We start from the raw sequence: 25,654 nt of genomic DNA on the forward strand, positions 1-25,654 counted from the left end.
AAATTTAAAAAACCAATAAATAAGGATTGCTGATTGATAAAAATTAGAATGAAATGAAAAAAATTATTCCGATACTAATGAATTCATTTGACTTTCTTTAAGAAGAAATCCTGTAAATCCTTTTCAATTTTTTCTACAGCTAAATCTATCAACTTTGTAATATTTTGACTTATTTCTTTTGTGGATTTTTTACGGAATAAAAGAACGGACTCTGAAATACTATCAACACTTTGCCAGTATTGGAATGCAGTCATCTCAATTTCTCGAGCGGAACTTAACGCTTTCATCGTTGAACCTTCAAAGTAAATATGATGAATATCTTGTGAGATGTAATATAACTTTTTATCATTTGTTCCAACCCAATGTTCCGTTTCAAACTTTACACCATTTAAAGTGATGAATGAGCCTATATCCTCTGAAAAATTGGCCCCCGTAAGCCAGTGTAAATCCATCGCAGCATCGAAGGCATACCAACGACATTTGTCAAGACTACTTCCATTTTTATAAAAATTCTCTTTTATATATTTTCGGCGCGTATGGATACTCTCAGGTAACTGGTTGATAGTATTCGAATCAAGATCCCAAAAAGCATATTTTGCTATTTCCAAATCATATGCACTGATAATATCAATAAAGGTTATCATGCTATAAAGATATACCTCGAATCTTTTTTCGCATGTAAGGTGAGGATAGTTTAGCTTTACATTTTGAATTTGAAGCATTGATACATAATGGAAACCGTATACAGTTCTTGCTTCAGCTGAAAGTTCATGGAAATCAACTTTCTTTTTATTAGATTCTGGGGAATAACGTCTGAAAGTCGCCTCGGGGTCGTCAATATGTCCGGGCCAGAATTGTCGGCAAAAATCCTGATATGCAGTTCTTGATTTTTCAACCCATACATCAGGCATTTCATTAATACCAATTGCGGTTAAACATACATTTCCTGATTGTAATAAATTTACTAACGGTAATAGCCCAACTCGTTTTACATCCTCCAGCGTTGATGTTGATGATAATTCCTCCATTCTTTGTAAGGAGCAATTATCTAAATTTATCTGAACAACTTTTTTATGCTTCAAGCACTGCAAAGTATAAGCAGGAGTCAAAATCTTATTGTTGTCATGCTTGGATAGGCAAGGTCTTATGAATTTAATCTCAGATCGTTTTGCCATTCGTATCCTCTCTGGTTTATTGAAATAATAGTTTCATTATTAATTCACACCCAACGCCTTATAAACCGCATCCACAGGTTCAGAGTAAAAGCTCACCTGGAATTTAGTGAACAACTCAGCTGGCACAGTCGGAATATCTACTGCGGAAGACATCGGCAGAAGGACCTTTTTCGCGCCACTGTCAAAGGCGAGTTGTAAGCTAGCCGCCAGATCCTGGACGGGGTTGATCACTCCACCAAGCGTCATGCTACCTAACACGACCATTTGTTCCTGAACGGGTTTCGCCAATAAAATGGAACACAGCGCAATCAGCGCGGCAAGACTGGTGGCGGTACTTGGTCCTGTATTGTGTAATTCGACTACGTGCAGGTGGTACTCATGTTCAGAAAATTTCGCAGTTGCGCTAACGCGGCTGAGGTTGCCTTTGAAATAGTCAAATCCAACCCGGATGGCTTCCTTAGCCGAGGTACTTGATCCCAGTCCGGAAACGCTATGCTTACCATTGCCTGCGGTCATCTGAGTTTCGAAGCGGTACAGACCCTTCATGCCACTTTCTGCTTGCGTAACCAAATGCACCACACCAGGTTTAGGCATACCTGCAGGAATTAATTCGCTGCCGCCCTGTTCTGGTACGCTGACAAAAAATTCTTCCAGCGTTTCGTTATCGATGTAGCTGAAGTTCACATCGAAGAATTCCAGCCCGCCCAGCTTTTTAAGCTGTTCTTTGACTCGACGGCGGGCTTCCATAGCGTAGGTCAGGCAAACCCGGACGTCCTCTTTGCTGTAAGATCCATTGGGGTGAAGAAGTTTCAATAGACCAGAAACCGTGCGCCTTACCGCGATAACGTCGCGCTGGTTGAGGTTATTACCCAGCTTATAGAACTTATCAATCGCGTCGGAGAAGCTGCGTTTGCGCATTTCCCGCATGTATTCGGCGAGATAATCTGTGATAAGGCCGTAGCGATTGGTAAAGAATTCCGGGCGCATTTTCGGGATTTCCCAGCCGGGTATATATGCGTGGAAGCGGTCGAAAAACGCCGTGTCGATCATCGCGGCAGGGAAGGGAGCTAACAGATGGCTGGTTTTGACTAATGTCTCAACGCTCTGATTGATGTTGCCGACGAACACCATCGATGCCTTGCCTTCAATTGAATCTCTGCCGCGGGAAAACGAGCCTGACGCCATGTAATCCTTCATGATCTGCACGCCGTCTTTGTCTTTGAAGGTGATCCCTGCCACTTCATCGAACGCCACCACGTCCCACATGCCGACCAAACCAATCTGACGGCTGGCCATATTGTAAAACAGGTTCGCCACTGTGGTTTGCCCACCAGAAACCAGTAATGAATTCGGTGAACATTCCTTATAGACGTGGCTTTTACCGGTGCCGCGCGGCCCGAGTTCGCAGACGTTATAGTTGTTCTCCACAAACGGGATCATGCGGGCAATCAGATGCCACTTTGTTCGCTGCTCAATGTTGGCAGGTTCCATACCCACGGAGCGTAGCAGGACATCAATCCACTGGTCGCGGTTAAAGTGCGTACGTGCGGTAAACAACTCTTCCATATCCATATTAGGCATCTGAATAGGTTTAATTGTCATCAGGGAGAAGGGTGACGTTTTCTGTCCTTCCTCAAAGAAGTAGTTCACGGTGATCATGCACCAAATGCCACCGGTCAACAGCTTTTCGTTGTCCTTGACCATCTGCGGCGGAACCAGTGCATCTTTAATGCCGAGGTTGGAGAGCTGGGCTTCGTAAACGTCTTTTTTCTGATTGAGCTTTACCGACACTTTGTCGATGATCTTGTAAGAACCGCGCTCACGAATAAGTGATTTCACTTTTTCCGCTTCATCGGGACGAACGTAGTTATCAGACAGAATGCGCTTAACATTCTGCAACCCTTGCTCGACGATCTGGTCATCGTCGGAAGCGCAGTACATACCGAGCAGATACTCCAGCACATAGACCGGGACGTTAGCCCCTTCCTTGAGTTGCTTGGTCAGATCTTTACGCACTACCCGACCACGAAAATGCTGATTCAGTAAGGCGTCCAGATCGTAACCTTCTGCGACGAGTTCCCCTTCGGAGACGGCTGGAACGGGTAAGTCATGATGGGTTTGCATATCGCCTCACTTAAAAGAAATCATCCTGAAATGCCAGATCGATAATCACAGGGTACTTCTGGTAACCCGTTTCCGTTTGTGCATCTTCCAGTATCAGCCAGTATTCATTACGACGATTGAAATTCGCGCCAATCAGCTTCAGCGTAACGTCACGCACGCGTTTTTCCATTGTGTTGTTATCGCTGTCAAAGCAGACCCGCTCTTTACCGGAAACCACGTTTTTTGCATTGTCTTCGATAAAAATGGTCAGAGTGCGTGGCTCGTATAATTCGCTTACCGGATGAGTCTGCAGCAGGCTGACCTTATCGATATTGTTGACCAGCTTGATCATTGGATGATAAGCGACAATATCTACCGGGCGACGCTGAGGTTGCTTTTCAGCAGCCGTTTTCTGCAGGGCTTTCACTTGCAAAACGGGAACGCACACTTCCTGAAGCATGGCTCCACCGTGTACAAACCGCGCGCCACCTGAGAAATGGAAACGCTGGATCCCTTTCGGAATCAGAAACTCGCTGCTATCGCTCACGCCTGCAGTATCCGCCACTTTTCCTTTCCAGCAAAAATCATCGGCTGGGAGCTGATGACCGATAATAAAGCGTTTGTGGTTTTTAATCGTATTGTCTGGCTTAATCTGCAGCGTGGTTTTATCCTGCCCGGAAAGGGGCTGCTGCTGGAACAGGAAACCGTGGTCCGCCGTGACGATAATGCGTGTACCATGCAGACGGTTAATCACACGGGTCACTAAATCCTTCAGTTCAACCACCGCGTTGCGGCACGCTTCAAAGGTCTTCTCCTCCGTAGATGCGCCGTCGCCCATGGCATCAATGGTGTTATGCCAGATATAAACGACTTCGTAATCGCGAATAAGATCCCGTCCTTCCTGATTTTTCCATTTCAGAAGCTCGTCCGATTTTACTGCCATCCCTTTATATTTCTTCAGAATGGTATCGCGATTAGGTGTACCTGAGGTGGATAACCCGTCCGCATATACGATGTCGCCATTGCCCGGTTGATAACACATCTCGTCATGAGGCAGTAATGCCGCCATTCCCAGCTGGGTATAGCTGGGTAACACGCCCAACTGGGAACGCAGTTCGGCAGCAAATCGCTTCTCGGTATTGATCTGGTTTCCCAGCTCTTCTGCCGCTTCATAACGTAGCGCGTCTGAGATAATCACGAACACGCGCTTGATTTGAGGATTGTTAAACTGTGGCTTAACCACCTCATTATAGAAGTTCTGCTGCCGTGGAACGCCCGCAATACACCACTCCTGCATACGGTTTTCGGCTTCCAGAACCTTATTCCAGCTCCGGCTTAATTCTGCCAGATACCAGTTGGAATATAGCGCTTCGATATAGTCATCCAGGCTTTTCAGGATCATTGCGCCTTTGCTGTGAACCAACAGCGCGTATTCGTTAAATAAGCGGTAGGCCTGGTCAAAGCGGAACAGCTCTTCGCAGTACGCTTTCCAGAACGTTGCGCTGTCCTGATAGTGGAAACCATCAATATGATGATTACGCAGATTCAGCAGCCGCTCAGCCTGACGAAGCGCGTCATAAATGGCGTAATATTCCTGACGCGTCTGGCACCAGTATTTGCTCTGGCGTTCAGACAGAAGCTTCTTAAAGGCTTCGCGGTCAAGCGTGGTGCTCTCTTCCTGAAGCTGCGTCACCAGTGCATGAATGATGGTCTGTTCAATACTCAGCGTGGTTTCGCACTCGTGCAAATCATACGGTGAGCTGAGACGATACTGGTCTTCTGGTAGTAGCGCATCCTGCATCTGTTGTGCGCAATAATCATAAGCGTCTTTGTAGCGACGGTCGGCACGCCAGGTGACCATAAAGGCCAGCGCGGAGGCTCTGCCTGACGGTGTGGTCAGCACATTTTTTTCCAACCATTCGCGTTTTTGCGGATCAGCCTGCGCGGAAAGATCGGTACAGAATAGCTTGAGGATCAGATTTTCCAGCGAAGGGGGGGTTGCCTGGTAACCCATTTCCTGATTGAGGATTTTCCACAGTATGCCGTCCAGATCGTGGCGTTTAAGCATCGCCTGCGTGTTTTCCAGCTCGCTGTCGTCATTTTTCTGCTGATTAACGTATTGGGTAATCAGGCTGAACAGAATCTCTTCCGTTTTTGCTGTTTTTACGCCAGCGATGACTGCAACCATCTTCTTATCAAGAGAGGCTTCGTTTTCCTGCTCAGTCACTAGGCCTTTCAAGGCAGAAAGACGTTTAGTGCTGAAAAATGCCTTCCGGAGTTGTATGTGCTCGCGTAGTCCAAGCTGCGGAATGCCTAACATATTCAGCGTGATGGCGGCGAAATCGGCATGGAATTCCGTACTATAAAGACGAATATCCAACAACCAGTCTAACTCTTTTGAGGGCACATTGTGGGGAAACCACAGCAGGAATTGCTGTTCAGGCTCATCGATCTCGATGCGCTTTTTAACCGCCAGCTGTGACCGGTCGGTCATATCAAGCAGCGTGACGTTCTCCAGTTCGAGGTTACCCAGCTCTTCGAGAAAACGTTTATCGGGATCGTGCCAGAAAACGATGCGGTGTTCGGCGAATTTTGCTTTAAGGCCGGCAATAAATTCCTGATTTTGCAAGGTCACAATCCCATGTTGATTCTGTTAAGTCGGGGATGTCAGTACGTCGGGAACGGATGTTCAGCGGTCTGACACAAAGCAGCATTTTATCATGAACTGGGAGTGACAGATGCCAGAATGAGGCTGGTTTACCGCATTGAGATCATTGCCGAGCTGAAGTGAAGCCCGGCAATGTAGGAAAGATATGCTATCTAACTTAAATCACCTCAGGCGCATTGCCGGTAATGGCTTTTACATCCGCCAGCAGATCGCCAAACTTACAGTAGTTAACCTTAACGCCGTCGTCGAGATCAATACTGATTCTCATATCAGCGTAGTGGCGCAGCCGATCGTCGAAGCTGCGCAGCTCATTGAATTTTTTGCTCAGATTGTCGCGATCGCGCTTCAGACGCGTGGCTTCGCCGCCGGAGGCACCATCGACCTGTTCGTTCAGGCGGTCGATATTGGCTTGGTAGCGCGCCAGCAGGGGCACTACGTATTGAGTACGCATTCTCGCCAGTGTCGCATCATTGTAGCGATGCAGATAGACCAGGCACTCAAACGCTTTCTCTTTACCGGAGCTGAATAGCCAGTAGATCGGGCGTTTTTTATACATCTTCAGATGATCTTTCCAGAACCGCGTGGAAAGATAGCGACGGATGGTATCCAGCGCAGATTCGCCTTTTTTAGGACTCATCGCGTATAAACAGAGACTTTCGGCGATAAATTCGAGGTTTTCCTGAAGATGTTCCTCACCCCAGACGGCACGGACAAACTCCTTGACGCGAGAGGTGACGTCATCGTCAAACCACTCGTCATCCATGAGCGGCAGGATACCGTCGTTATCGGCTGGGAAGGTTTTGTATGCGCCTTCATCGACAAGTTCGGCAAAGCCTTTGTTATCTTCGTAGGCGTAGACGAGGCCTTCGCGATCGAGGGAGTAGCGGCCCATCATGCAGCCAGTAATATAAGAAATAAGCTCTGCGATTGTGTCAGATTTGAATCTATGCTTTCTTTCCTCATAAGTTAAACTTTCTTCATAACGGAAAAGTGGATTTCCAAAAAGAGATATATCTTTCTCTTGGGTATCATCTATCACCTCATTTTCCACACTATACCCCCTGGAAAAAGCAAGGTTATTATTTTTTTCAAGGTTAAGCATATCTACAGTATTTTTTTTGCAAACATTTTCGTAATAAGAAAAGCTCTCCAAAAGACTTGTGTGCGCGCATGTTGCATTAAAAATAAGAGGTGAGCGATTAAAATCCCATGAAAATTCATAGTTATTCCAATCATGCTTAGATATTTCAACTAGATTTTTCACTAGTTTATTAATGTCATTTATAGAATGATTTTCCGGAATAATTGCTGGGATTCTGGATATATCGCCAATATTAAAATTTAGTGCTGGGCATAAAAATTCTAAAAAATTCGTTATAACTTTCGAGTTCATTAAACCTAAAAAGTATTCTTCACTCCCGTCACAAAATGCCATTGGTCCTTTCCCTTCAAAAAGACCTTTTTCATCTTGCAAACGCACAGCAAATTTTCCTGTTGAAATGTCATTCCACGTCAAACCTTTTCTATGATAAAAAGAAGGGTTCCTTATAATAGAATTGGTACTTTCTCTTAATTTCTCGCCATTGTTTTCCCAGTTTATTACATACTCCTTATTCCCATACCATTTTCTAAAGCTTCCACCTTTAGTTACAGGATACCACTTCATATTTTTTTTATTTTCATCAGAAAGATGGAATTTCTTTATCGAAATCTCATGCCAAAGGCGTAAAAATAACTCATTGTTTCCTGTGCAGATTCCTTTCTTTAATTTGATTACCTCATTTAATGGCCTGTTTTTTTCAAAAGAGCTTAGTGTATGTAGACTAACCCAATATGCTATTGGGGAACCTTGTATTTTACTAAATGTTTCTTGAGGAAAGTTGTTGAAACGAAAGCAGCGACCTAATAAGGCATCTCTTTTTTCATTTTCACTCCCACCAATTAATCGAAATATAGTTGGTTTATATTTTTCCGCCTCAAGGTTGCATATGATCCAGGCGGTTGTCTGGACTATTTCACCTGATATTTGAGAAAAGGCACGAGTTCCCAAATGAGCCATTGTGATGAATGTTTTTTTCTTTAAAAGCCAAGCTCGGAAATTTGCATAACTTGAAAGAAACATCCACGACTGCATATTTATTTGAGCATTGTTACCACCTGCCTTTAATAATGAAAATGCGTGTTGCATAAACATCGAGAATAAGTCAAGTTTACTTTCTGGAAAGTTGTTTTTTGCAAACTCTTTCAGCTCGCCATTCATCCCTTTACCGCCCATATACGGAGGGTTCGCCACCACCGCGTCATACCGCTGCGCCAAGATCCACGCCTGCTGAATATACGGAATAAACGCCTTCGCCGCCGCCTTCTGCTGGAAATCCCCTTCCTGCTCCAGGCGATATAGCGCATCGAGAAACGCCTTCAGGTCTGCTTCTTCTTCCTGCGGCACCTGAATCAGCGAGCCCAGCGTTTTGGCGTTCACAAACAGCTTCAGCGTGCGTATCAGCAGCTGATATTCCGCACTGTCGGTATGGGCTAATGGGGTATTTTCGGCAAACATATCCCCCATGCTGCCGGTTTGGTTCTGCTGGTGGAAGTTGAGCTGCTGCCACAGCTTAGCAATATCCAGATGCAGGCTCTCCTGCAGGGAGACAATATTCAGGCGCACGTCGCGGGTGAATATCCGGCGGTCATCCTTTCGCGCCATCATTAATAAGGCAAAGCCGGAAAGCTGGGCAGCTCGATCGTCAATGTCAAGACCAAAAATATTATTTCCCAGAATCATCTGTGGAATATCGCGAGCGCGATAGCCGCGCTCTTCGTAGATATTTTTCAGTACGTTATAGGCTTCAATGAGAATATGTCCTGAGCCGCAAGCCGGGTCGAGCACCTTGATGCTTTCCGGCTCAATGCTGGCAGGCGTAATGGCAGCCAGCTGTACCCGCACTTCCGGCGTCTGTTCTGCTGGCTCAATGTAGTAGTCCATTTTGCCTTTCAGCGGCGAATCCGGGTAGGTCTGCAACCACTGGCGACCGACGGAGTTCTGCACCAGATACTGCACAATCCAGTTTGGGGTAAACAGCTGGGTGGCGGCAGGAATATCTTCGCTCTTTACTACCTTACCGATAACGGCATCTTTTTTCTCAGAGATATAGAACTGATACAGCCAGCCGATAACCTCAACATCTTCCCAGTCTTTTTCCGGAATACCGTTCTCCAGACCGCGCAGAATGGAGTCGGTGCGGGTCAGGTTATCCGGCAGCAGCAGTTCGGCTTCATCATCCACCGCTTCAAACAGGAATGGCATCGCGCGGTGCAGGGCGTGGCACTGAGCCAGCAGCAATTCACGGTAGATGGCTTCATCCTGATTACCTGAGAGCTTCATCTCGATCAGCTGCGCCTTTTTCTCCGGCACTAGGGCTTCCGCCACTTCCGGCACATGGTCCAGCACTTCGAAACCGGTCGGATTATCGGGATGAGAAAGCATGCGGAAGCCATGGTCAAGATAACCGTGGATTTCCATATAACGAATGGCGCACAGGCGGTTGAACCAGGTGTAGGCACTGTGCTCAACCAGTAAGTCAAAGCCCTGCTCGCGGGCGCGTTTGACCAGACGATCGCGGCGGGTGAGGGTGAATTTGGGGTAGTCGAACTGGCCATAGCGCACGGTTTCGCCGACGATCTCGGCATCCGCAATCTGGAGATTGCCTTTTTTATCGGTAGCAATCCCCAACGTAGTTAGCTTCTGGATCACCGCATCACGGAACTGGTTACGAGCTTGGGGTGCATATTTTTTGATGTTATTGGTATTCATAGAAAATCCTGCAAAGGGCAGCAGAGCGCTGCCCTGAAATGGGGTTACTGAAGACGAATCCGGTCACCTGCCTCAATGGCCGCCAGCAGCTCAGTTCGAAGCGCATCAAGCGCTTTTTCCACCTGCTCGGCGGTTTCCAGCACCTCACCACCGGTGGCTTTGCGCATCTCACTGGCAACATTCACCAGATGCATTTTTTTCGGTACCGGCTGGATAACGGTTTTCTCTTCCACAACATATGCCTGTTGCGACTCGGCAGCGTGTTTTACTTCACTCGCGACTCGTAGCTGGGCTTCCTGCTTTTTACGCAGCTCGTCGATCCACTGGTTGATCTTCTTCTCTGCATCCGTTTGCAGCGCCTTCGCCTCTTGCTGTTCTGCCAGAATTTCCGGCATCGATTGACTGACCTCGGCGCGTTTTCTGGCTTTTTGCATCGGCAGCAGAACGCTGTTTTGCAGCTCCGAGGCGGCATGTGCTTCCTGCAAACGTTGACGACTCTCTTCGATGCGGGCGTCAATGCGCTCAAGGGCGTGCTGGCGGAGTTGTTCGACTAACTGATGGTTGACGTTCTGCACCTGTTCAATCAGCGGAGTGATGCGATTGAGATGTTTATAAGGCTCCGGCATCTGCCAAATGCTTTCCAGCTCACCCAGCGCTTTTACCGCGATGGCGTCTTTTTCCAGCGCGCTGCGGTTGGATTTAAAACTGCCATTCAGCGCTGCGCCCAGCTTTTGCCAGGTGGCGAACTGCTTGCGGTAGAAATCAACTAAATCTTCGCGGTCTTCGCTGAAATCCAGCAGCTCATTGACTTGGCTGGTGACTTTCTCAATCAGGGCAAAATCTTCTTTTTCACTCAGAATGGAATTCAGCAGGCGCAGGCCTGACTCAATTTCTTCTTTTCCTGGACTGTTGCCACTTTCAGCTTTTGCTCTGAAGACATTCAGTTCTTGTTTCCAGTCATCGAAGACCTGGCGGATATGTTCAACCAGGGCCGGTTCTTCACGTTCGCTAAACGGCTGCTGGGCAATCTCTGCCATGGTTTGTGCAGCTTTGCGAATTTGTGATTCGTCGTGACGACGAATTTTGTGCAAACGCAGTTCGCTGTGGCGACGACTGTTATTGAACAGCTCCCACACTTGTTTACGCTCGATATTATTATTTTGCTGGCTGAAGCTGAATTTGCCTTTACGTGCCAGGCGAGCAACCAGCAGCTTCACTTCTTCTTCTGGCCATCCATAGGGACGGCGGGCAAAGTGGTTGAGAATATCGCGTAAATAGACCGGCCTATTAAACTCGATATTCATGCTGACCCAGGTTTCCACCTCGCGCATCGCGTCGGGATTGGACTCTTCTGTATCTCCCAGATCCAGTTCGGCATCATTTTCAAACGTAAGCTGTTCGTGAATCTCACGGGTGATTTCACCGTTATAGAGACGCAGCATTTTTAGTTTGCCGAACGTGTTTTCAATCACGTAACGACAGGCTTCATCCACAATGCTGGATGGCGTCGAGGATTTCTTCGGCAAGCGTTCGCCAATCGCCCAGATGTCTGCTTCGGCAATAAGCGACTCCAGCTGTACGCGAAGCATTTTCTCACGAACACTGTTCTCGCGGGCTTTTTCTGAAAGCAGGCTGGCTTGTTCCGGGCGCTGCCCGGCGTTGTCCTTGAGGAATTTTTCGGTCTGAACGACTAAGTCAATGTCTGTCCAGGTGCGACCCTCATCAGACAGCCGAATCAAAATACAGCCATCACCTTCTGAGGTATAAGGACGACAGGCGGCATCGCTGTTATAGAACGTATAGCTCGGATCTTTCGGCGTGAGAATTTTCACCACCAGATCGTTAAGCATTGCACCGTCTAACGGATGCCCGTTCAGGAAGCGGCTGATATCGAAGTCCTGCTTATTCGCCGGATAGCGGTATTTACGGTTTTTCAGAATGTCATCAAAGATGATCGAAGCCAGTTTTTTATTGATTGCGGAGAAATCAACTTCAACGTTTCGAATCTCGTTCTCGATCTCTTTTTCTTCGTTAGTCAGGAACACGTATTTATCTTCGACACGTGCAATCAGCATTTCCCGTTCCAGCTTGTTCAGGCTTTTCTCAACGCGACGGCGTAATTCGACTTTATCGGTATCGATTTTGTCTATCGAAAGGGTGACAAGGTTGTCTAATGTGCTTTTCAGCACGTCGACATAGCGAATGAGGAACAGCGTTTTCAGCAAGTTGCCATCGAACTCTTCAAGGATACCATTCTGGCAGGCTTGGGTAATGGTGCGGCTGACGGCCGGTTCCAGGAAGCTCTCAATCGCGGCATAAAAACGCCAGAACGGCACCAGAGAATCCAGACCTTGCGGGGCGATTTGCTGTGCCGCGGTCTGGAAGGCTTCTAACTGCGAGCGTTCGCCCATAGCTAACTGTTTACCGGCGGCACCTTTCGTACGGATAGATTCAAAAACCTTCTGCAGAATCTGGTAGTGCCACGGAACAAACGGGTAATTATCAATAAATTCTTCTTTACTGGTGTAGGGGCGCAAAGAAGCTGTGGTTGTTGGATCAAACGCAAGTTGATTACGCAGAATGTCGCCTTTTGCCTGCCAGACTTTAGCAAGCGCCGGTTTTGCGGCATCGGTTTTAACCAGCAAACGTTTTTGGATAACTTCAGAGGTGTTGGAGCTTGAAAGCTGCAAACGGGTAGAGAAGCGGCCCTGGATTTTAGAGAAATCTTGTCCATCCCGGCTGCTCATCCCACCAATGGCTGCATTGATATCCGCCTGGGAGGTAACGATAACCCACGCGCGCCCACCACAGATAACCCCCAGGTTTTCAGTAATAGTCTGTAGCTTCAACATCATCTGCGTATTTTTACCGATGAACTGACCGACTTCATCCACCATGAAGAGGATGTTTTTGCCATTTTCATCCAGCCATTCTTTGACCCACTGGCAAAAATTATTGATATCTAATGGGAAATTTTTGTCCAGCTGCTCTATCCACTGACGCGAGGCGTCAATGCTTTGACCGGTAGCCTGGCTTAAGGCTTCTGCCATTTCATCGCTGATGAAATAGTAGGAATCGCGCTCTTTTTCCCAGCTTGACCCAGTGATAGCGGAAAATGCAGTTTTGAACGCTTCGTATTGTCCGCGCTTAGCCAGCTCACGCTCAAGATGAGCGATGTGTGGGAAATCAGCACAGTAACCCACCCGTTCGTTAAATACCTTCAGGAAGACTTTAAGGATGGCGTCTTCTTTGTCGTCCACGTTAGCGCGGGAATCAATATTGAACAGAATCACTTCCGTCGGGTGATGTACCGCTTTATTAATATCAGCCAGAAACAGCGCATCTTTAATTTTGTCTTCAAAGAAGGAGTATGCATGACGTTCCGTACCGTTATGGCTGACTTTGCGGTTAGACAGCAGATATGACAGGATCTTGATAAAGTGCGATTTACCAGAGCCAAAGAACCCGGACACCCATACGCCAATTTTGTTTTCCATGCGTATGCGCTCCGGACCTGTTGCCGGAACATAAGATTCGAAGAAATGGCGAAGATGCCCTTCAAGCTCCCGAGTGATGACGTATTCATCAAGCTCGATCCAGGCACTGGCATCGTCCGTCTGTTCGGCTTTCACAACGCCATTAATATTTCGGTTCAGACGTTTTTCAAAGATCTGTTCAATATTCATTGCTGTGCTCTTTAACGAGGATTCAATGTCGCCGCAGGCCCGCATTCGGGTACCAGCCTGAAGGCGCGATAATAATTTCGGGAATCAATGCCCGCCAACGGAGAGAGGTCGTGTCCGCTATAGTTTCCCGGATAAAACATCAATAAGGGAGTAAATCCCATCACGTCCTGCAAAGCGCTCATCAGCTCATGGCCGCGAACCAGCGGCCAGGCATTGCCCATGCCCGTCAGGATGACAAATTCTTGATTCTGAAGATCGACTTTTTTTGCTATGTAATCCGCGATCTTCTTTTGGTTCAAAAGGCCAACGAGCTGTTTTTTCAGCGCTTCGGTACCTACTTTCACTTCTTGCTGACAGATACGCTCAAATAACCCACGTTCAGTAAGCATATCGATAATGATCTGAAAGATATTAAGGTGCGCGAACTTATGGTCTTTTTCCAGATTACGGAACAGATATTTCAGGTGGTCACGCACCTGAAGCTCATTCTGCGCGGGGTAATCAAATATCCAAAACCCAATGTCATTGCCGGAGCCGTTATTTTTGAGGAAGCGTTCTTCGCTGATGCGGCTCTGAACCTGTGACAGGCGGTATTCAAGCACGGGATCGATCACCGTTGCCCCTCCAGAATAGAAATAAATTCCTCTTGCCCAAGGCGCTGTAAGGTTGCCTGGGTTTCTGGTAAAAGAAAGACTGACTGGAGATTACGCCGACGCGGCGTATCCAGATAACCCGCTTCAGCTAGCGCTTTGACCAGGTTGTTGCCCATTTTTTTGATGGATGAATCAGAGTAACTGCTGAGTACGGGCTGCTGACGAAGATGACTAGCCACAAATTCATCCCAGCTATCCATAGGGAGTTTTTCTTTGAACTGTCTGCGTAGATCGTTCACCACTTTATCAAGAAAGTCTTTAACAATCGGTGAATGGAGTACCAGAGCGACAAAAAGCAATTGCTGACGCTCGCGCTCGCTCCCATCCGCAATAAGTGACCATGCCGCTTTATCAAGCGTATTCAGGCGCAGTTTTATCGTTGTGGCATAGCGCTTAGCCGTATTGGCAGAGGAGGCTTGAAGAATGTTATGACCAACGATCTGCTCTTGCCAGGTCTGATCATCGGGATCGGTAAGCATGAGCTCAGCGATGATTCGACTTTCTCTGCTCATTAGCGGCCCGCCTAACAGGTCTCCAATCCATGCTTTGTCGTTTTTCATCGTCATTTCTACCCTTTGAAGACTGCTATGCAGCTCGCAAAAAACAAGCGATGATTGTAATGGGTGAAGGGGGCAGATGCTATGAGAAAGGCTCTTTGTACGAGAGTGAGGCTCGAAAAAGGATTACTTATCTATTGATCTGCTCCCCATTCATTAGGACATTGCGATTATAGTAGTGTCTTCATGAGCAATGTGAGCACATCACCATAAAGAAGCGCTTTTACAACGAACAGCTTATCAGTATCCTCCGCGAGGCTGAATACAGGGTTTTGCACGGCAGTTTTGCCTTAGCATGTTATTTAAGGCGCCACCTTTTACACCTTGCGCTAAAAGTTTGACGGCATGGAAGTACCCGAAGTGAAGCGGCTCAAGTCGCCTAAACTAAAGAGGAGAGTGCGCGTTTCAAGTATCCGCTCGCCGGAGATATGTTTGATAATGAGGCGCTTCAGGTTGCCTCTGGGCCGAAAGTTCTGACGATACACCAAAAGCGTGAAGCCGTGAAAGTCATGTGCGTGGCAACAGGCTTTTCGCAACGTCTTGCCTGTAGGCTGGCAGGTTTGCCCCTGTCGTTATGCGGCTCAGCGTCCGGCTGTTGACAGGCAGTTATCTGAGAGCATCAATGAATTGGCACTCGCACCCCGGCGCTTTGGTTACCGACATATGTGGCAGCTTCCGCTGTATATAGGCCTTTGCGTTAATGTCAGACGGGTTCACTGCATTTATTATCTTAATGACTTGAGCGGTAAACGGCAGGAGACGTCGTAAAGGTCTGGCGTCTAGGCAGCTGCTGCTTATTCGCCCGGATGTGCCGAACCTGACATGGCCGATGGATTTTGTCATGGATGCACTTGCCAGCGGCCTTCGGATTAAGTGCCTGACTTGTGTGGATGATTCGAAGGAGTATCTGACTATCACCGCCGCTATCGGTATTTCAGGCGTTCAGGTCACGCGTATTCTGGACAGCATCGCGCTCTTTCGTGGCTATCCGGCGACGATAAGAACCGATTAGGGTCCGAAATTTACCTGCCGCGCGCTCGCTCAGTGGGCCTTTGAGCATGGCGTGGAGTTGCGACTTATCCAGCCGGGTAAGCCAATGCAGAACGGACTGATTGAAAGTTTTAACGGACGCTTTCGCGATGAGTGTCTGAATGAACATTGGTTCAGCGATGTCAGTCATGCCTGGAAAACCATTAGTGAATGGCGTAGATATTATAATGTATGCCGCCCACACTCCACGCTGAATTATCTGACACCGTCTGAATTTGCAGCGGGCTGGAGAAAGGAAAATTCAGAAAGTGAAGGAGCCGAAATTACTAACTGACGGTTATATCTAAACTGGGGGCTGTTCATGCAAGCTATGGCAACTTGAGCATCATCATTAGTGAGTCCTAATTTTCAAGATCAGAATATTTGCCAGTTTTGGGGGGAAAGATGATTGAAATGCGACTTCATCAACTTAGCACTACTCTTCTATGTATTTTGATTAGTGGTCTTTTAAGTGCTTGTTCGGGATTAGTTTCGGGGAGTCGCTCTATACCTGTAAAAGTCACAGATTATGAAGAAATTCAAAAAATTACATACGAAGTTAATAACGCGCCATTGATCACCGTACCGATTGGAAATCGACCTGTAAGAATATATAAAGTTGCTTTTGATGGAACGCTAAATGATCACGCTAGGGTACCATCTAATGAGCGGGAGACTCTTGTTGCCAGGATAGCCGCGCTTGTACAAGCTGATAATTACTATTCCGGAGCAGGAATGCAGGGAAAAAGTATCGATTATTTTGATGCTGCTACTGGTAGAAGTGGTGTTGAAATAGCAGCAGATGCGGAAAAAAAATTCTATACTCAAGTCAAGATGTGGCTAAAGAAAAATTCTGATACCGATATTCGAGTTTTTGTTACGGGGTTCAGTCGAGGAGCTGCAACTGCGAGGCATTTTATTAATTTAGCCAGCAATCAATGGGCAAAAAATTTTAATTCCCATATTAAGAGCCCGCGATTTTATGCGCTACTTTACGATACAGTAGCAACTGGCCAGCAGGATCATCTTAATCTGAACATACCTCAGAGCGTTGATTATCTCGTGCACTTTGTAGCAACAGACGAGCCCAGGAACTTGTTTTTTGTTCCAACGCTTGATGAGGATAAAACACCGTTACCTCTAAGTACGCAGTTCGCTCCTATAAAAAGAATTAATACTATCTATTTGCCAGGTTCTCACTCTGATATAGGCGCTTCTTACTCTAAAGGTATCGGGGATTTATATATCACATTGACTGAGCAGTTTTTATACATGATGGGATTGGCTCAGACAAACTGTTGGGAGAGCCATGATGATCCATTGTTAGCAGGGAAACATGACTCCCGAGGAGGGCTGGATGTTTTATTTGGTAGCCAGAACCCCAACAATGTCATGGTTGTTAATCGTCCATCAGTTATTAAAGAGACTATGCCGCTGACAACTGTACAGCGTAAGGATATTGCCATTCGCTTAAATGAGATGTGGGAAGCCAACTTCAGGCGCATGTCTGGAATGTATGTCGACCGGACTGAAACGTCGCTAGCAACTATCACGCTAAGGAAATCAATGGAGGGAATCGTACCTATCAGTGTATCGAGTAACATCAAACCAGGGTCACTAACATTATCACCTGAAGGTGATGCTACACGGCTCCGCTTTAGATTCACTATGGGTAAAAGTGAAAATAGTTTACTTCTCAAACCAAAGGTTACTGAACGTATAAAAGCCGAAGGCTCTAAGATTGCTTTTAGCTTTTTGGAATCACCGGCAGACAGTTACATGGCAACGTGGGTAGATAATCAGCTTATCGAATTAACTCCTATGACAGTTAGTTCAGAAGCTGTTTCTGAAGCTCAGCATCAACGTTGCGTCAAACAGTTGGATGGTACGTTTCGTTCGCCTATTGGTGCTATGGTTATTGGCCCCAATTAGAATGCTGCGAACTAGCCTGATTAATTTGAAAGGAAGGAGCAGTGGAGGGATGGGCGTAAGGTCCTGAGTATGCCGTTAGTTGTATTACGTGGTTAGTGCGGAGAAAATATCAAAGCGGTAGTATTGCTAGTAATCTATATAGATTTTTATTTGTGGGTACAAGTATCGGTAATCTAAAATAAATTACATTTATATCAGGTTGTTAACTGTGATTGGCGAGTCCGGCCTTCGCACCAGGTATGCAAATTTAAGTCGCTTAAGAGCTGTTTTTTTGTGTCTGGGATTTATGCTTCCAAAGCCGGAATCAACCTGCCTTAATCCCCATCAGTTAATAGAAGCAGGTCGATCTTATGGTCTATCCCGTCTCGATAAGGTTTTACCTGCACATGACCCGGAAAAAATATTCATCATAGCCCTGGCTATGTGAAGGCCCGTTCGGCAAAGCCTGAGATGCCTCGTATCCATAATAATTAGCCACAAATCATGGGATATCGGATGGATTTATAGCCTTGCTGATTTGTCCCAGTAACTGGTGTCCTTGCTCAGATACGCGATACCTTGGTTTTGATGAGGTCTCGTTATAAACAGTATCTACCATTCCATCGTTCATCAGGTTGGTTACTATCGTCGCAACATTGCTAAATCCGGGAATACCCCGAGTAGCAAGGGTGCGATCCAGTATCATCCATGTCCAGTCTATGTCTTTTTCTGCCATGACTTTCAGGACGTTGAGCTTTGTAGTGGTTAACACGTATTTCTTTGATATCATGAGAAATTATGTCAAGTGTGAATGACGCCTTCCCGGAATGTTTTAAGGCGAGATACTTCATCAAGCCATTAACCAAAAATGAATGGCTGAACCGCCAACAGAGCTTCTGAGGCGGTTCCTGAAACGACTGTTATGATAAATCGGTCTGGATTAAATCTTGATGATCAAGTTCTTCCAGAAGTCGAGAGCCTTGCTCTGATATCTGATAGTGATCCATACCTGCTGGGGTTCTTGGTATTATGTCAACTAATCCCGCTTCGGATAAGCCCCTAATAAGCCGTGCAACATTACCCACTCCATCCATTTTTCGCTTTGACATAGCGCGATCAAGATTATACCAATTCCAATTTACGTCATTTCTTGAAGCTAACAGCTTAAGAATGTTTAGTTCAGTGTTGTTTACCATGATGGGGCATCCGGATGATAAAGGTCATCGCCAGTTATTCTATAATCTTCGAGAGTTGCAGTGTGCGTGTTGTTCCATAAATCATAAGATTCAATGTCATCGGCTGGCCTGCCTGTTTCCCAACCTAAATTACAGTAACGCTGATATTCTCGACACTCATGAGTATAGTAATTCAGGTCTACTTTTTCAGCAGGTATTTCACCGTTTGCAATTTTTTTCAATCTGGAAACCATAAAGTCGTTGCCAGGATCGGGATCAAACCGTGATATGTGTTTTTCTACGATTTGGATCCCTTCATGAGTGATTTTTATTCCGTCTGTTGTCAGGTGCTCTATTGCCCCACCTGCTTTTTCTGGGTCAAATGTTCTTGACGTAAATGTGCCTTTAGCCCCGAATACCTCTGGTTTCTCTAACTCAGGAAATCGCATTCTTCCCATTGTCAGCCCGGCAGCAACAGATGCACCGGTGATAAGTAACCCCTTGTTATCCATGACCTGTTCGTAACCCGCTGGTGCATCCCCGCCGAGTTGCTCTGCGGTCTTCCTGAATCCCTCAATATTGCCGTTGTAAACACCCCCAGCGGCCAGAAGCCGACCCGCTGCTTTACTGTTGATGGTTTTTGCAGCCTGAGCATGTTGAATGGGTGCTGACGGAAGAACGCAGTACACCGGACGTTTTAGTTGATGTGTGATGAGGTAGCTAAGCCGGGAGTGGAGAAACAAAGGCAGGTCATTCCGGAGGTTGCCAGAAGATGTTTGCACCCCCGTAATGACATGACCAATTGCGTCATTTCCCAGTAAAACAACCTTCCCGAATCGAATGTCATCCAGCACGTCCCGGTACGCCATCCAGGGCTGCTGAAAGTGGAACTGACGATATCGGCTGACAAAAAGACCATAGTTGCCCGGTAAATCCCACTCCCGGATGATTTTATTTGGCCGAGCGGTCTCCTCAAGGTAACGCGCTGCCGTATTCGGGTGGATGATGTTGGGAAAGTCATCAAGGTAGATATCATCCACTGATTTTGCCTGATAGTGATGAAGCATAATGTCCCTATTAGCGCTACCATTGCACACAGCTTACAAAACGATCCATGTTGAGTGAGGTTTAAGACTATCCCTTCATTTAAGAAGAGTGAAGTGTCTGGCTATATCCAGGCGACTAATCAAAAGGTATTTTGGGACTATATGTAAATTATTGTCTGGCACCTCTGACAGAGAGGTCATAGAGGAAAAATACCAATCATCCTGGTGGTGGTGTTTACAAGAAGCGCCTGAACCAGAATCGCGATCGCGTCATTATCCTGGCGAAAGGTGGGGAGCACTGGTTTTACACGTTCCTTTTATGCCAAACAGGATATGGCAAATATTGATAATCGCGAGCTGGCCTGATTTCGCGAGTTAGCAAAGCACTATGCTGCTCTTCGCGATGAAAAGATCACGGCACTGATTAAGAGTAAAGAACTGGTGGAGATTTGCCATGACTGCAAAAAGTAAATTTAAGAGTCCTGCTTTTGATGCCATCCACAGCGCGGCTTCTGGATTATTAAGCATCGATGCTATCCCGCAGGAAACGATGCGCAACTTTGATAAAGCGTGCCTCAACAATGTGGATGAGCTGCAACCCATCGAGATTAAGGCGTTGCGTGAGTAGCTGAACGTCAGCCAGCCCGTTTTTGCCAGCTATCTGAACACCAGTGTGTCAACGATGCAGAAATGGGAAAGTGGGGTAAAGCGTCCAGGTGGATTATCGCTGAAATTGCTTACCGTAGTGCAGAAGCATGGGTTGAAGGTATTGGTTTGAGTTAGTTGTACTGGCTGCAGCATTAAATGGAAATCTGACTGAATCACGGCGCAGAAAGAACAATTTTAACCTCGATAATTGGGAGGGATCGGCTTTAAGCCATACATTGAAAAATTGAGGCGGGAAAATTCTTAAATGTATTGAAACACCATCTCATGAGCAACAATATGAGATTGTAAGGATTAGTGCAGTAACCTGGGGAGAGTAAAATGAGGAAGAAAGTTAAACTCTCCCTGATGATTCTCTATTTATTGAGTCAGGAAGAATAGCTGTTGGTGATTTCTGATATCCGGGACTAATGTTATTAATGTTTTTTCCTGGTGCGCTTCTTATTATTTCCTGCCAGGTAAACGTTACGCTTTATAATAAAATGATTTTATAACTTACTTTTTTCACTCTGTTTTTAGCTGGACTTTCCTTCTCTTTCCTGATGATATATACAGGTATTTAGCGCGGCACGGATGTGCGCCAACACACCCGCGCCGCTAATCACAATCACTATTTATAGGGAATAGTAATCATGACTGACGCCCATTCTATTGCACAACCGACTGAACCAGAAGTCTCTCCTGCAGATAACCGGCAATTAACCGTTAGCTATGCAAGCCGCTATCCGGATTACAGCCGGATACCCGCCATCACCATGAAAGGACAATGGCTGGAAGCTGCCGGTTTTACCACGGGCACAGCAGTAGATGTAAAGGTAATGGAAGGTTGTATTGTGCTCACCGCCCGGCAGGAGGGCGAACTGATGCAGTCGCTGCGCCAGGTATGCAAGCTGTCGGCGCGGAAACAAAAGCAGGTGCAGGAGTTTATTAAGGTAATAACCGGTAAACAGAAAGTCGTCTGAATGAAAAGCCGCTCCCGACATCGCATCGGGAGCGGTTAACTATCAGGAAGCGTAATGTAGAAAGAGGGAATTTCAGGCTACATCCTCGCGGGCCTCTTGGTGTATCTTTAGGTTGTATCACTTTGCAAAACAGAACTGATTTCATCGCTATTCGGCAAGCATTACTCTCTACATCTCAGGTTAAATTACGTAATGGACTAATGTCTTTTGGCACAATTGAGGTGGTTTTAAATGGAAGCAAAACGTGTCCCAGCGGGGTTTAGAATACTTATCGCAGTATCTTTGTTTGTAATGACGTTCCTTATGGTATGACCGTCAGATCCATCGACACAAGGAGAGCAGCAGTTTTGGACAGAGTTAGCAAAGCTATTTAATCAACGCGATATTGAGGGTTTCGTGGGGATTGCGCTATTAGTGATATGTACAATGGTAACACTCATTGGTTATCAGATTATAGTCAGAGCGATTGAGAAGCAACTTAGCACTAAGCAATAATTTTATAAGATGTGAATTAATTCTGCAGAAGTTAAAAAATTGCTTATAAATTGAATGATCTAAATTCGCTCACATTGAGTATTAAATTATTATGATATGTACGGCTAAATCTTAGGTTTTCTTGCCCAAAAATACGTGCATGCGTGATTGATTGAGTTGCATTATAACCTGCTCACCGTTTTCTGGTGTATCCACCACCGGGACATCGGATTTTCGTTGCCTGATTGTTTAATTCACTTTCCTGCAGTCCGATTATCCCCTGGGAATGAAAGAGACCACACAGGGATGTTTATATGGGATTGAGTCTGCCAGAAAACCGTCTTATTTGCCTGTCGAGAGATAATCCGGAACGCTATCCAGACACGTAGAGCGGTCAAAGGAACAACTAAAAGCCATGATAGAGTGTGGTGATGTGGTATGCCTGAATGATGTGTGTGTTCTGTCCGCCGGGCTGTTTTACATTGACGACAACGGTAAGTTAATTTGCGGCAATGAAAATGCCTTCAGATTCGGTGGAGCCAAAACACTATCGGTGCGTTTAATCATGCAGTGAGTAAGCGCGATCACCGACGCTCTGACGGAAAAACTGCGCCAACTTCATTAAGGCAGCTCAGCGTGGGAGGCGGGAGACAGCCAGTAATCTATGGAACGCTTAACATCAAAAAAGTCGGTCGGTTACTCGCTGCTGGCGGTATCTGTAACGATAATGGTGAGGGGTTTCGTATAACGGCTGAACAGTTTGGTGGCGATGTCTTCAGCAACTGATTAGTGTCAGGCGGGGAAACCCCTGGTTAACCTGTATCACAGATTAGATAATAGTTGCTTTAGTCAATTCAACAGGAAAGCTTGCCCCTTAAAATTATAAAGGGCAATAATTAAACTATAGTTAATTGATGTTTTTCGTATTTTAATATAATTATCGTTTGAGCGCTTATTGCACTCTGTACCCGGTACCTGAAATATCAGATAATCGCGGGTGGGTTTTCCCTGGTGTTGACTTGGTCTTTGACCTCCTGACCGCTAAGCATGGTGAGTGACTGGTGGTCAGGTACTTTTTTAAGTATAGGGTCTGCGCAGGTGTAATAAAAGCTGTCTTAAAAGACAGGGGTAATGGTTCCCATGTGTGATTATCAGGAATGAATGAATGAATTCTGCTATTGAGTTTTTTTTGCGTGATTACGATGCATTTCCGCCAGAATTAGCAACCGAACTCTACCGGCTCAGAAGAAAAACATTTCGTGAGAGACTCGACTGGAAAGTCGAATGCATTGACGGCATGGAAAAGGATCAATTTGACAACGAAAATACGACTTACCTGCTGGGCATGCATAACGGGAAGTTGCTATGTGGTGCACGGTTTATAGATTCAACGCAGCCGACGATGATGAGCGAAATTTTTCATGAATATTTCGAGGGTATAAGTGGTCTCCCCACAGATATCCCCTGTTGTGAGATTAGCCGGCTGTTTTTAGATAAAGAAAGACGTGACTCTGCAGGCCTTCATGGCTTTCCCGCCAGTAAAGTGTTATTCCTTGCAATGATTTTTTATTGCATGAAGAGAAACTATCGGGGGATGTACGCTGTGGCAAGTCGCGGCATGTATGCAATATTTCGCCATGCAAACTGGAAAATAGAAGTTATTCAGAAAGGCCTTTCTGAAAAAGGGGAAGTTATCTACTACATTTTCATGCCTGCCAGCATGAGCATCGTGGAAGATATTATCACCAGAGACAAAGCCAGTGGCTGGCTTCGTGAGATGTCCCGGCATTTACGCCATCTTTAACCAGTAACGCTGGCTCAGTTGTCCAGCAGCCGGAGCTCCGTTCCAAGTTTTACCGCATGTGTGGCGTTATTCACTCCGAGCTTTTTCATGACGTTGCCCATATGAAATTTTACGGTGCGTTCCGCAATAGATAAAATGACCGCAACTTCGGCGTATGTTTTCCCGGCGCCGACCCACTTAAGTATTTGCCGCTCACGCGGTGACAAAAAAACGTTCTTTTTCTGATGGTGTTGACTGTATAAGTTAAGCGTCTTCTGATGCAAGTTAATAAGAAAGCTAACTATTTTCGAACGATTTTTTTCCATGTCAATACCAGCATCTTTCTGGCTGATAATGGATAGCAAAGCCAGGTTGTTCAGGTAGTCATGCAGAGGGAATGTCTGCCCCTGGAAGATATTATATTGAAAACTTTCATTGAAAATTCGCGTGAGATTGTAGCCGCCTGACAGAATGACATTGTTTTCCCAAAAAAAATCTTCAATACAACGTAAACTCTGAATAATGACAGGATCAATAAACTGATATTTTCTTTCAAGGTATATATCGAACCACTCAGGGTTGTTATTAATAATACGCATCTGTGAAGGGTCTTTCTTGTTCATAATGGCGTAGGCATAGATAACACCCTTGTAATCCTCAAAGAATGCATTCAGTTCATTCTGGATTAACAAATTGATTCTTGTATCGTTGTAGTATGTATCCTTCACGTCAGTATCTACCATCCGGGATGAGTGGATAAACCAGTATAATCCGCTTCGTTAGCTGTTGCTAATCGTATTTTAATCCAGCTAACAGACAGTGCAAATGACATCTGCCAGCAATATCCTGGATATTTTTGCTTTACAAAACGGATGGAAAGACCAGCTTACAAGACTACAGATGGATTATCGGGATTCACAAAAATCTGCGGGGACAGCAGAAAAATTCGAATAATGATTCGCGATTTTAAGTTATTGCGGACTGGAGTGAACCGACAGCAGCATTTTTCATAACAAAACTCATGCTGGCAGGCGTAATTAAACAGACACCGAGTCAGTATCTGACTGCTGACGATTTTTAAATCCTGATTCTCATGCTCTCCTTCGGCTCCCCGGCGTTACCGGGTCGTCAGTTCTGCTGCGCTAACCCCTGTGGGTTTCGGACATACGGCCTGATGGCAAACGTTCAGGTCAACCCTGCAGCCGGCTTAACGCCTGCGCTTTCACTGGCCATATAGGTGATGACAAGCGAGTGTTAATCAGCAGGAGGCACATCAGGTCGTGTAAGTAGGCCAGTAACCTGATTACTCTCCTGAACAGCAAGTCTCTATTTTAGCTGATTATTGGTTACTACTGGTTTATGGGATGAGTAAGTGGTCTTTCTATCAGAGGCCAGGGCGCATGGGGATGTACAGGGGCAATGATATGTTGCAGGATGTCCCCACGCTTTATCAGAAAAGCGTAACAGGGAAGGGGCGTTAATCATGAAAAACAAGATGATGCCGGGTGTCGTATTTCTCTTAACGGGATGCCCTGGGCCTGGCGACCGAATGGTGGAGCGCGAATCTACAACGGCATTTATCAAAGACAAGCAAGTTTGTGTGGTGTCGCCACTGGAGCCACAAGAAAGGATTACTGCCATTCAAATCAACAGCGATAAAAGCAACTCTCTTCACAAGGTTTTTGATGACAAACCTGTTTATATTCCAAAAGGTGAGTGTCTTCCTGTGTTTGGATTTAAGTTCACAACTGGAGAACGTTATTATTTCGCCTGTGATGTTCAATCTGATAAATCAGCGTCGCATTTAGTCACTGCTGATTTTTCTTATTCCAAAGAATAAGGAGGCAGAACATTCACTCAGTTGCCCTAACCACCCTGCAACACCAGCGCTATACTAACCAACCCGAAGCTGGTTACCACTGGCTCCGTACTAAACTGGATAAACGCTCCCTCAA

16 protein-coding genes and 4 pseudogenes are annotated in these 25,654 nt (G+C 46.0%); 9 read left to right on the forward strand and 11 right to left on the reverse strand.

The genetic code is table 11. The annotated features are described in order from the left end of the window. Window positions 1–83: 83 nt before the first annotated feature. The 7 genes from EPG66_RS14510 to brxA form a co-directional block, all read right to left on the reverse strand. Window positions 84–1,175 carry a hypothetical protein gene (locus tag EPG66_RS14510; protein WP_182687306.1) on the reverse strand — a complete coding sequence of 364 codons (1,092 nt, stop codon included), beginning with the start codon at window positions 1,173–1,175 and terminating at the stop codon, window positions 84–86. A 39-nt stretch (window positions 1,176–1,214) separates the two neighbouring features. Further along, a complete protein-coding gene (brxL, locus tag EPG66_RS14515) occupies window positions 1,215–3,299 on the reverse strand; it encodes a protease Lon-related BREX system protein BrxL (RefSeq protein WP_182687308.1) in 2,085 nt (694 codons plus the stop codon). Window positions 3,300–3,309: 10 nt separating this feature from the next. Further along, complete coding sequence (pglZ, locus tag EPG66_RS14520; protein ID WP_182687310.1) at window positions 3,310–5,907, reverse strand: BREX-1 system phosphatase PglZ type A; 2,598 nt, start codon at window positions 5,905–5,907, stop codon at window positions 3,310–3,312. Window positions 5,908–6,103: 196 nt separating this feature from the next. Then, complete coding sequence (pglX, locus tag EPG66_RS14525) at window positions 6,104–9,757, reverse strand: BREX-1 system adenine-specific DNA-methyltransferase PglX (RefSeq protein ID WP_182687312.1); 3,654 nt, start codon at window positions 9,755–9,757, stop codon at window positions 6,104–6,106. 44 nt (window positions 9,758–9,801) lie between these two features. Continuing rightward, window positions 9,802–13,443 (reverse strand): BREX system P-loop protein BrxC, encoded by a 3,642-nt coding sequence (brxC, locus tag EPG66_RS14530; RefSeq protein WP_182687314.1) that lies wholly within the window; start codon window positions 13,441–13,443, stop codon window positions 9,802–9,804. Between the two features lie 11 nt (window positions 13,444–13,454). Further along, complete coding sequence (gene brxB / locus EPG66_RS14535; RefSeq protein WP_182687316.1) at window positions 13,455–14,057, reverse strand: BREX-1 system protein BrxB; 603 nt, start codon at window positions 14,055–14,057, stop codon at window positions 13,455–13,457. Beyond that, on the reverse strand, window positions 14,054–14,656 hold the full coding sequence (gene brxA / locus EPG66_RS14540) for a BREX-1 system protein BrxA (protein ID WP_182687357.1): 603 nt from the start codon (window positions 14,654–14,656) through the stop codon (window positions 14,054–14,056). The genes brxB and brxA overlap by 4 nt, the downstream gene beginning before the upstream one ends. 206 nt (window positions 14,657–14,862) lie before the next feature. On the opposite strand from brxA, the pseudogene EPG66_RS14545 reads away from it, so the two are divergent. Then, window positions 14,863–15,977: pseudogene (locus EPG66_RS14545) on the forward strand (IS3 family transposase). 110 nt (window positions 15,978–16,087) lie between these two features. Next, window positions 16,088–17,614, forward strand: a complete 1,527-nt coding sequence (locus EPG66_RS14550; protein WP_182687318.1) for a DUF2235 domain-containing protein — start codon at window positions 16,088–16,090, stop codon at window positions 17,612–17,614. A gap of 481 nt (window positions 17,615–18,095) precedes the next feature. Here the strand turns inward: EPG66_RS14550 and EPG66_RS14555 are convergent, their stop codons facing one another. The 3 genes from EPG66_RS14555 to EPG66_RS14565 form a co-directional block, all read right to left on the reverse strand. Further along, window positions 18,096–18,329, reverse strand: a complete 234-nt coding sequence (locus tag EPG66_RS14555) for a MarR family transcriptional regulator (protein ID WP_182687359.1) — start codon at window positions 18,327–18,329, stop codon at window positions 18,096–18,098. 184 nt (window positions 18,330–18,513) lie between these two features. Then, window positions 18,514–18,789 (reverse strand): hypothetical protein, encoded by a 276-nt coding sequence (locus EPG66_RS14560; protein ID WP_033759756.1) that lies wholly within the window; start codon window positions 18,787–18,789, stop codon window positions 18,514–18,516. Then, window positions 18,783–19,835 (reverse strand): hypothetical protein, encoded by a 1,053-nt coding sequence (locus EPG66_RS14565; RefSeq protein ID WP_182687320.1) that lies wholly within the window; start codon window positions 19,833–19,835, stop codon window positions 18,783–18,785. The genes EPG66_RS14560 and EPG66_RS14565 overlap by 7 nt, the downstream gene beginning before the upstream one ends. A gap of 203 nt (window positions 19,836–20,038) precedes the next feature. Between EPG66_RS14565 and EPG66_RS14570 the strand changes: the two are divergent. From EPG66_RS14570 to EPG66_RS14590, 6 genes and pseudogenes are all read left to right on the forward strand, one after another. Continuing rightward, window positions 20,039–20,285, forward strand: a pseudogene (locus tag EPG66_RS14570) (type II toxin-antitoxin system RelE/ParE family toxin); the annotation flags it as partial. Further along, window positions 20,269–20,592 (forward strand): annotated as a pseudogene (locus EPG66_RS14575) (helix-turn-helix domain-containing protein). The pseudogenes EPG66_RS14570 and EPG66_RS14575, both read left to right, overlap by 17 nt. Window positions 20,593–21,112: 520 nt before the next feature. After that, window positions 21,113–21,442 (forward strand): endoribonuclease SymE, encoded by a 330-nt coding sequence (symE, locus tag EPG66_RS14580; protein WP_182687322.1) that lies wholly within the window; start codon window positions 21,113–21,115, stop codon window positions 21,440–21,442. Window positions 21,443–21,483: 41 nt separating this feature from the next. Then, window positions 21,484–21,705, forward strand: a complete 222-nt coding sequence (locus EPG66_RS14585) for a tlde1 domain-containing protein (RefSeq protein WP_343055227.1) — start codon at window positions 21,484–21,486, stop codon at window positions 21,703–21,705. Window positions 21,706–22,316: 611 nt separating this feature from the next. Further along, a pseudogene (locus EPG66_RS23335) lies at window positions 22,317–22,490 on the forward strand (DUF8093 domain-containing protein); the annotation flags it as partial. A gap of 591 nt (window positions 22,491–23,081) precedes the next feature. Continuing rightward, window positions 23,082–23,720, forward strand: coding sequence for an acyl-homoserine-lactone synthase (locus EPG66_RS14590; RefSeq protein WP_182687324.1), 639 nt, complete (start codon window positions 23,082–23,084; stop codon window positions 23,718–23,720). Between the two features lie 14 nt (window positions 23,721–23,734). Here the strand turns inward: EPG66_RS14590 and EPG66_RS14595 are convergent, their stop codons facing one another. Beyond that, window positions 23,735–24,427, reverse strand: a complete 693-nt coding sequence (locus EPG66_RS14595) for a helix-turn-helix transcriptional regulator (protein WP_083070387.1) — start codon at window positions 24,425–24,427, stop codon at window positions 23,735–23,737. A 755-nt stretch (window positions 24,428–25,182) separates the two neighbouring features. On the opposite strand from EPG66_RS14595, the gene EPG66_RS14600 reads away from it, so the two are divergent. Beyond that, entirely contained in the window at window positions 25,183–25,539 is a 357-nt protein-coding gene (locus EPG66_RS14600; protein ID WP_182687326.1) for a putative T6SS immunity periplasmic lipoprotein, read from the forward strand. Window positions 25,540–25,654 lie beyond the last annotated feature (115 nt).

It is taken from the genome of Pantoea pleuroti (assembly GCF_014156615.1).
Taxonomy (GTDB): domain Bacteria; phylum Pseudomonadota; class Gammaproteobacteria; order Enterobacterales; family Enterobacteriaceae; genus Pantoea; species Pantoea agglomerans.

What these genes read in the sequence shown, in the direction of transcription:
- EPG66_RS14590 (WP_182687324.1), top strand. Translation starts at nt 23,082, where the DNA reads ATGAATTCTGCTATTGAGTTTTTTTTGCGTGATTACGATGCATTTCCG.
- pglX (WP_182687312.1), bottom strand. Translation starts at nt 9,757, where the DNA reads ATGAATACCAATAACATCAAAAAATATGCACCCCAAGCTCGTAACCAG.
- symE (WP_182687322.1), top strand. Translation starts at nt 21,113, where the DNA reads ATGACTGACGCCCATTCTATTGCACAACCGACTGAACCAGAAGTCTCT.
- EPG66_RS14550 (WP_182687318.1), top strand. Translation starts at nt 16,088, where the DNA reads ATGATTGAAATGCGACTTCATCAACTTAGCACTACTCTTCTATGTATT.
- brxL (WP_182687308.1), bottom strand. Translation starts at nt 3,299, where the DNA reads ATGCAAACCCATCATGACTTACCCGTTCCAGCCGTCTCCGAAGGGGAA.
- brxA (WP_182687357.1), bottom strand. Translation starts at nt 14,656, where the DNA reads ATGAAAAACGACAAAGCATGGATTGGAGACCTGTTAGGCGGGCCGCTA.
- brxC (WP_182687314.1), bottom strand. Translation starts at nt 13,443, where the DNA reads ATGAATATTGAACAGATCTTTGAAAAACGTCTGAACCGAAATATTAAT.
- EPG66_RS14600 (WP_182687326.1), top strand. Translation starts at nt 25,183, where the DNA reads ATGAAAAACAAGATGATGCCGGGTGTCGTATTTCTCTTAACGGGATGC.
- EPG66_RS14510 (WP_182687306.1), bottom strand. Translation starts at nt 1,175, where the DNA reads ATGGCAAAACGATCTGAGATTAAATTCATAAGACCTTGCCTATCCAAG.
- EPG66_RS14555 (WP_182687359.1), bottom strand. Translation starts at nt 18,329, where the DNA reads ATGGCAGAAAAAGACATAGACTGGACATGGATGATACTGGATCGCACC.
- EPG66_RS14565 (WP_182687320.1), bottom strand. Translation starts at nt 19,835, where the DNA reads ATGCTTCATCACTATCAGGCAAAATCAGTGGATGATATCTACCTTGAT.
- EPG66_RS14560 (WP_033759756.1), bottom strand. Translation starts at nt 18,789, where the DNA reads ATGGTAAACAACACTGAACTAAACATTCTTAAGCTGTTAGCTTCAAGA.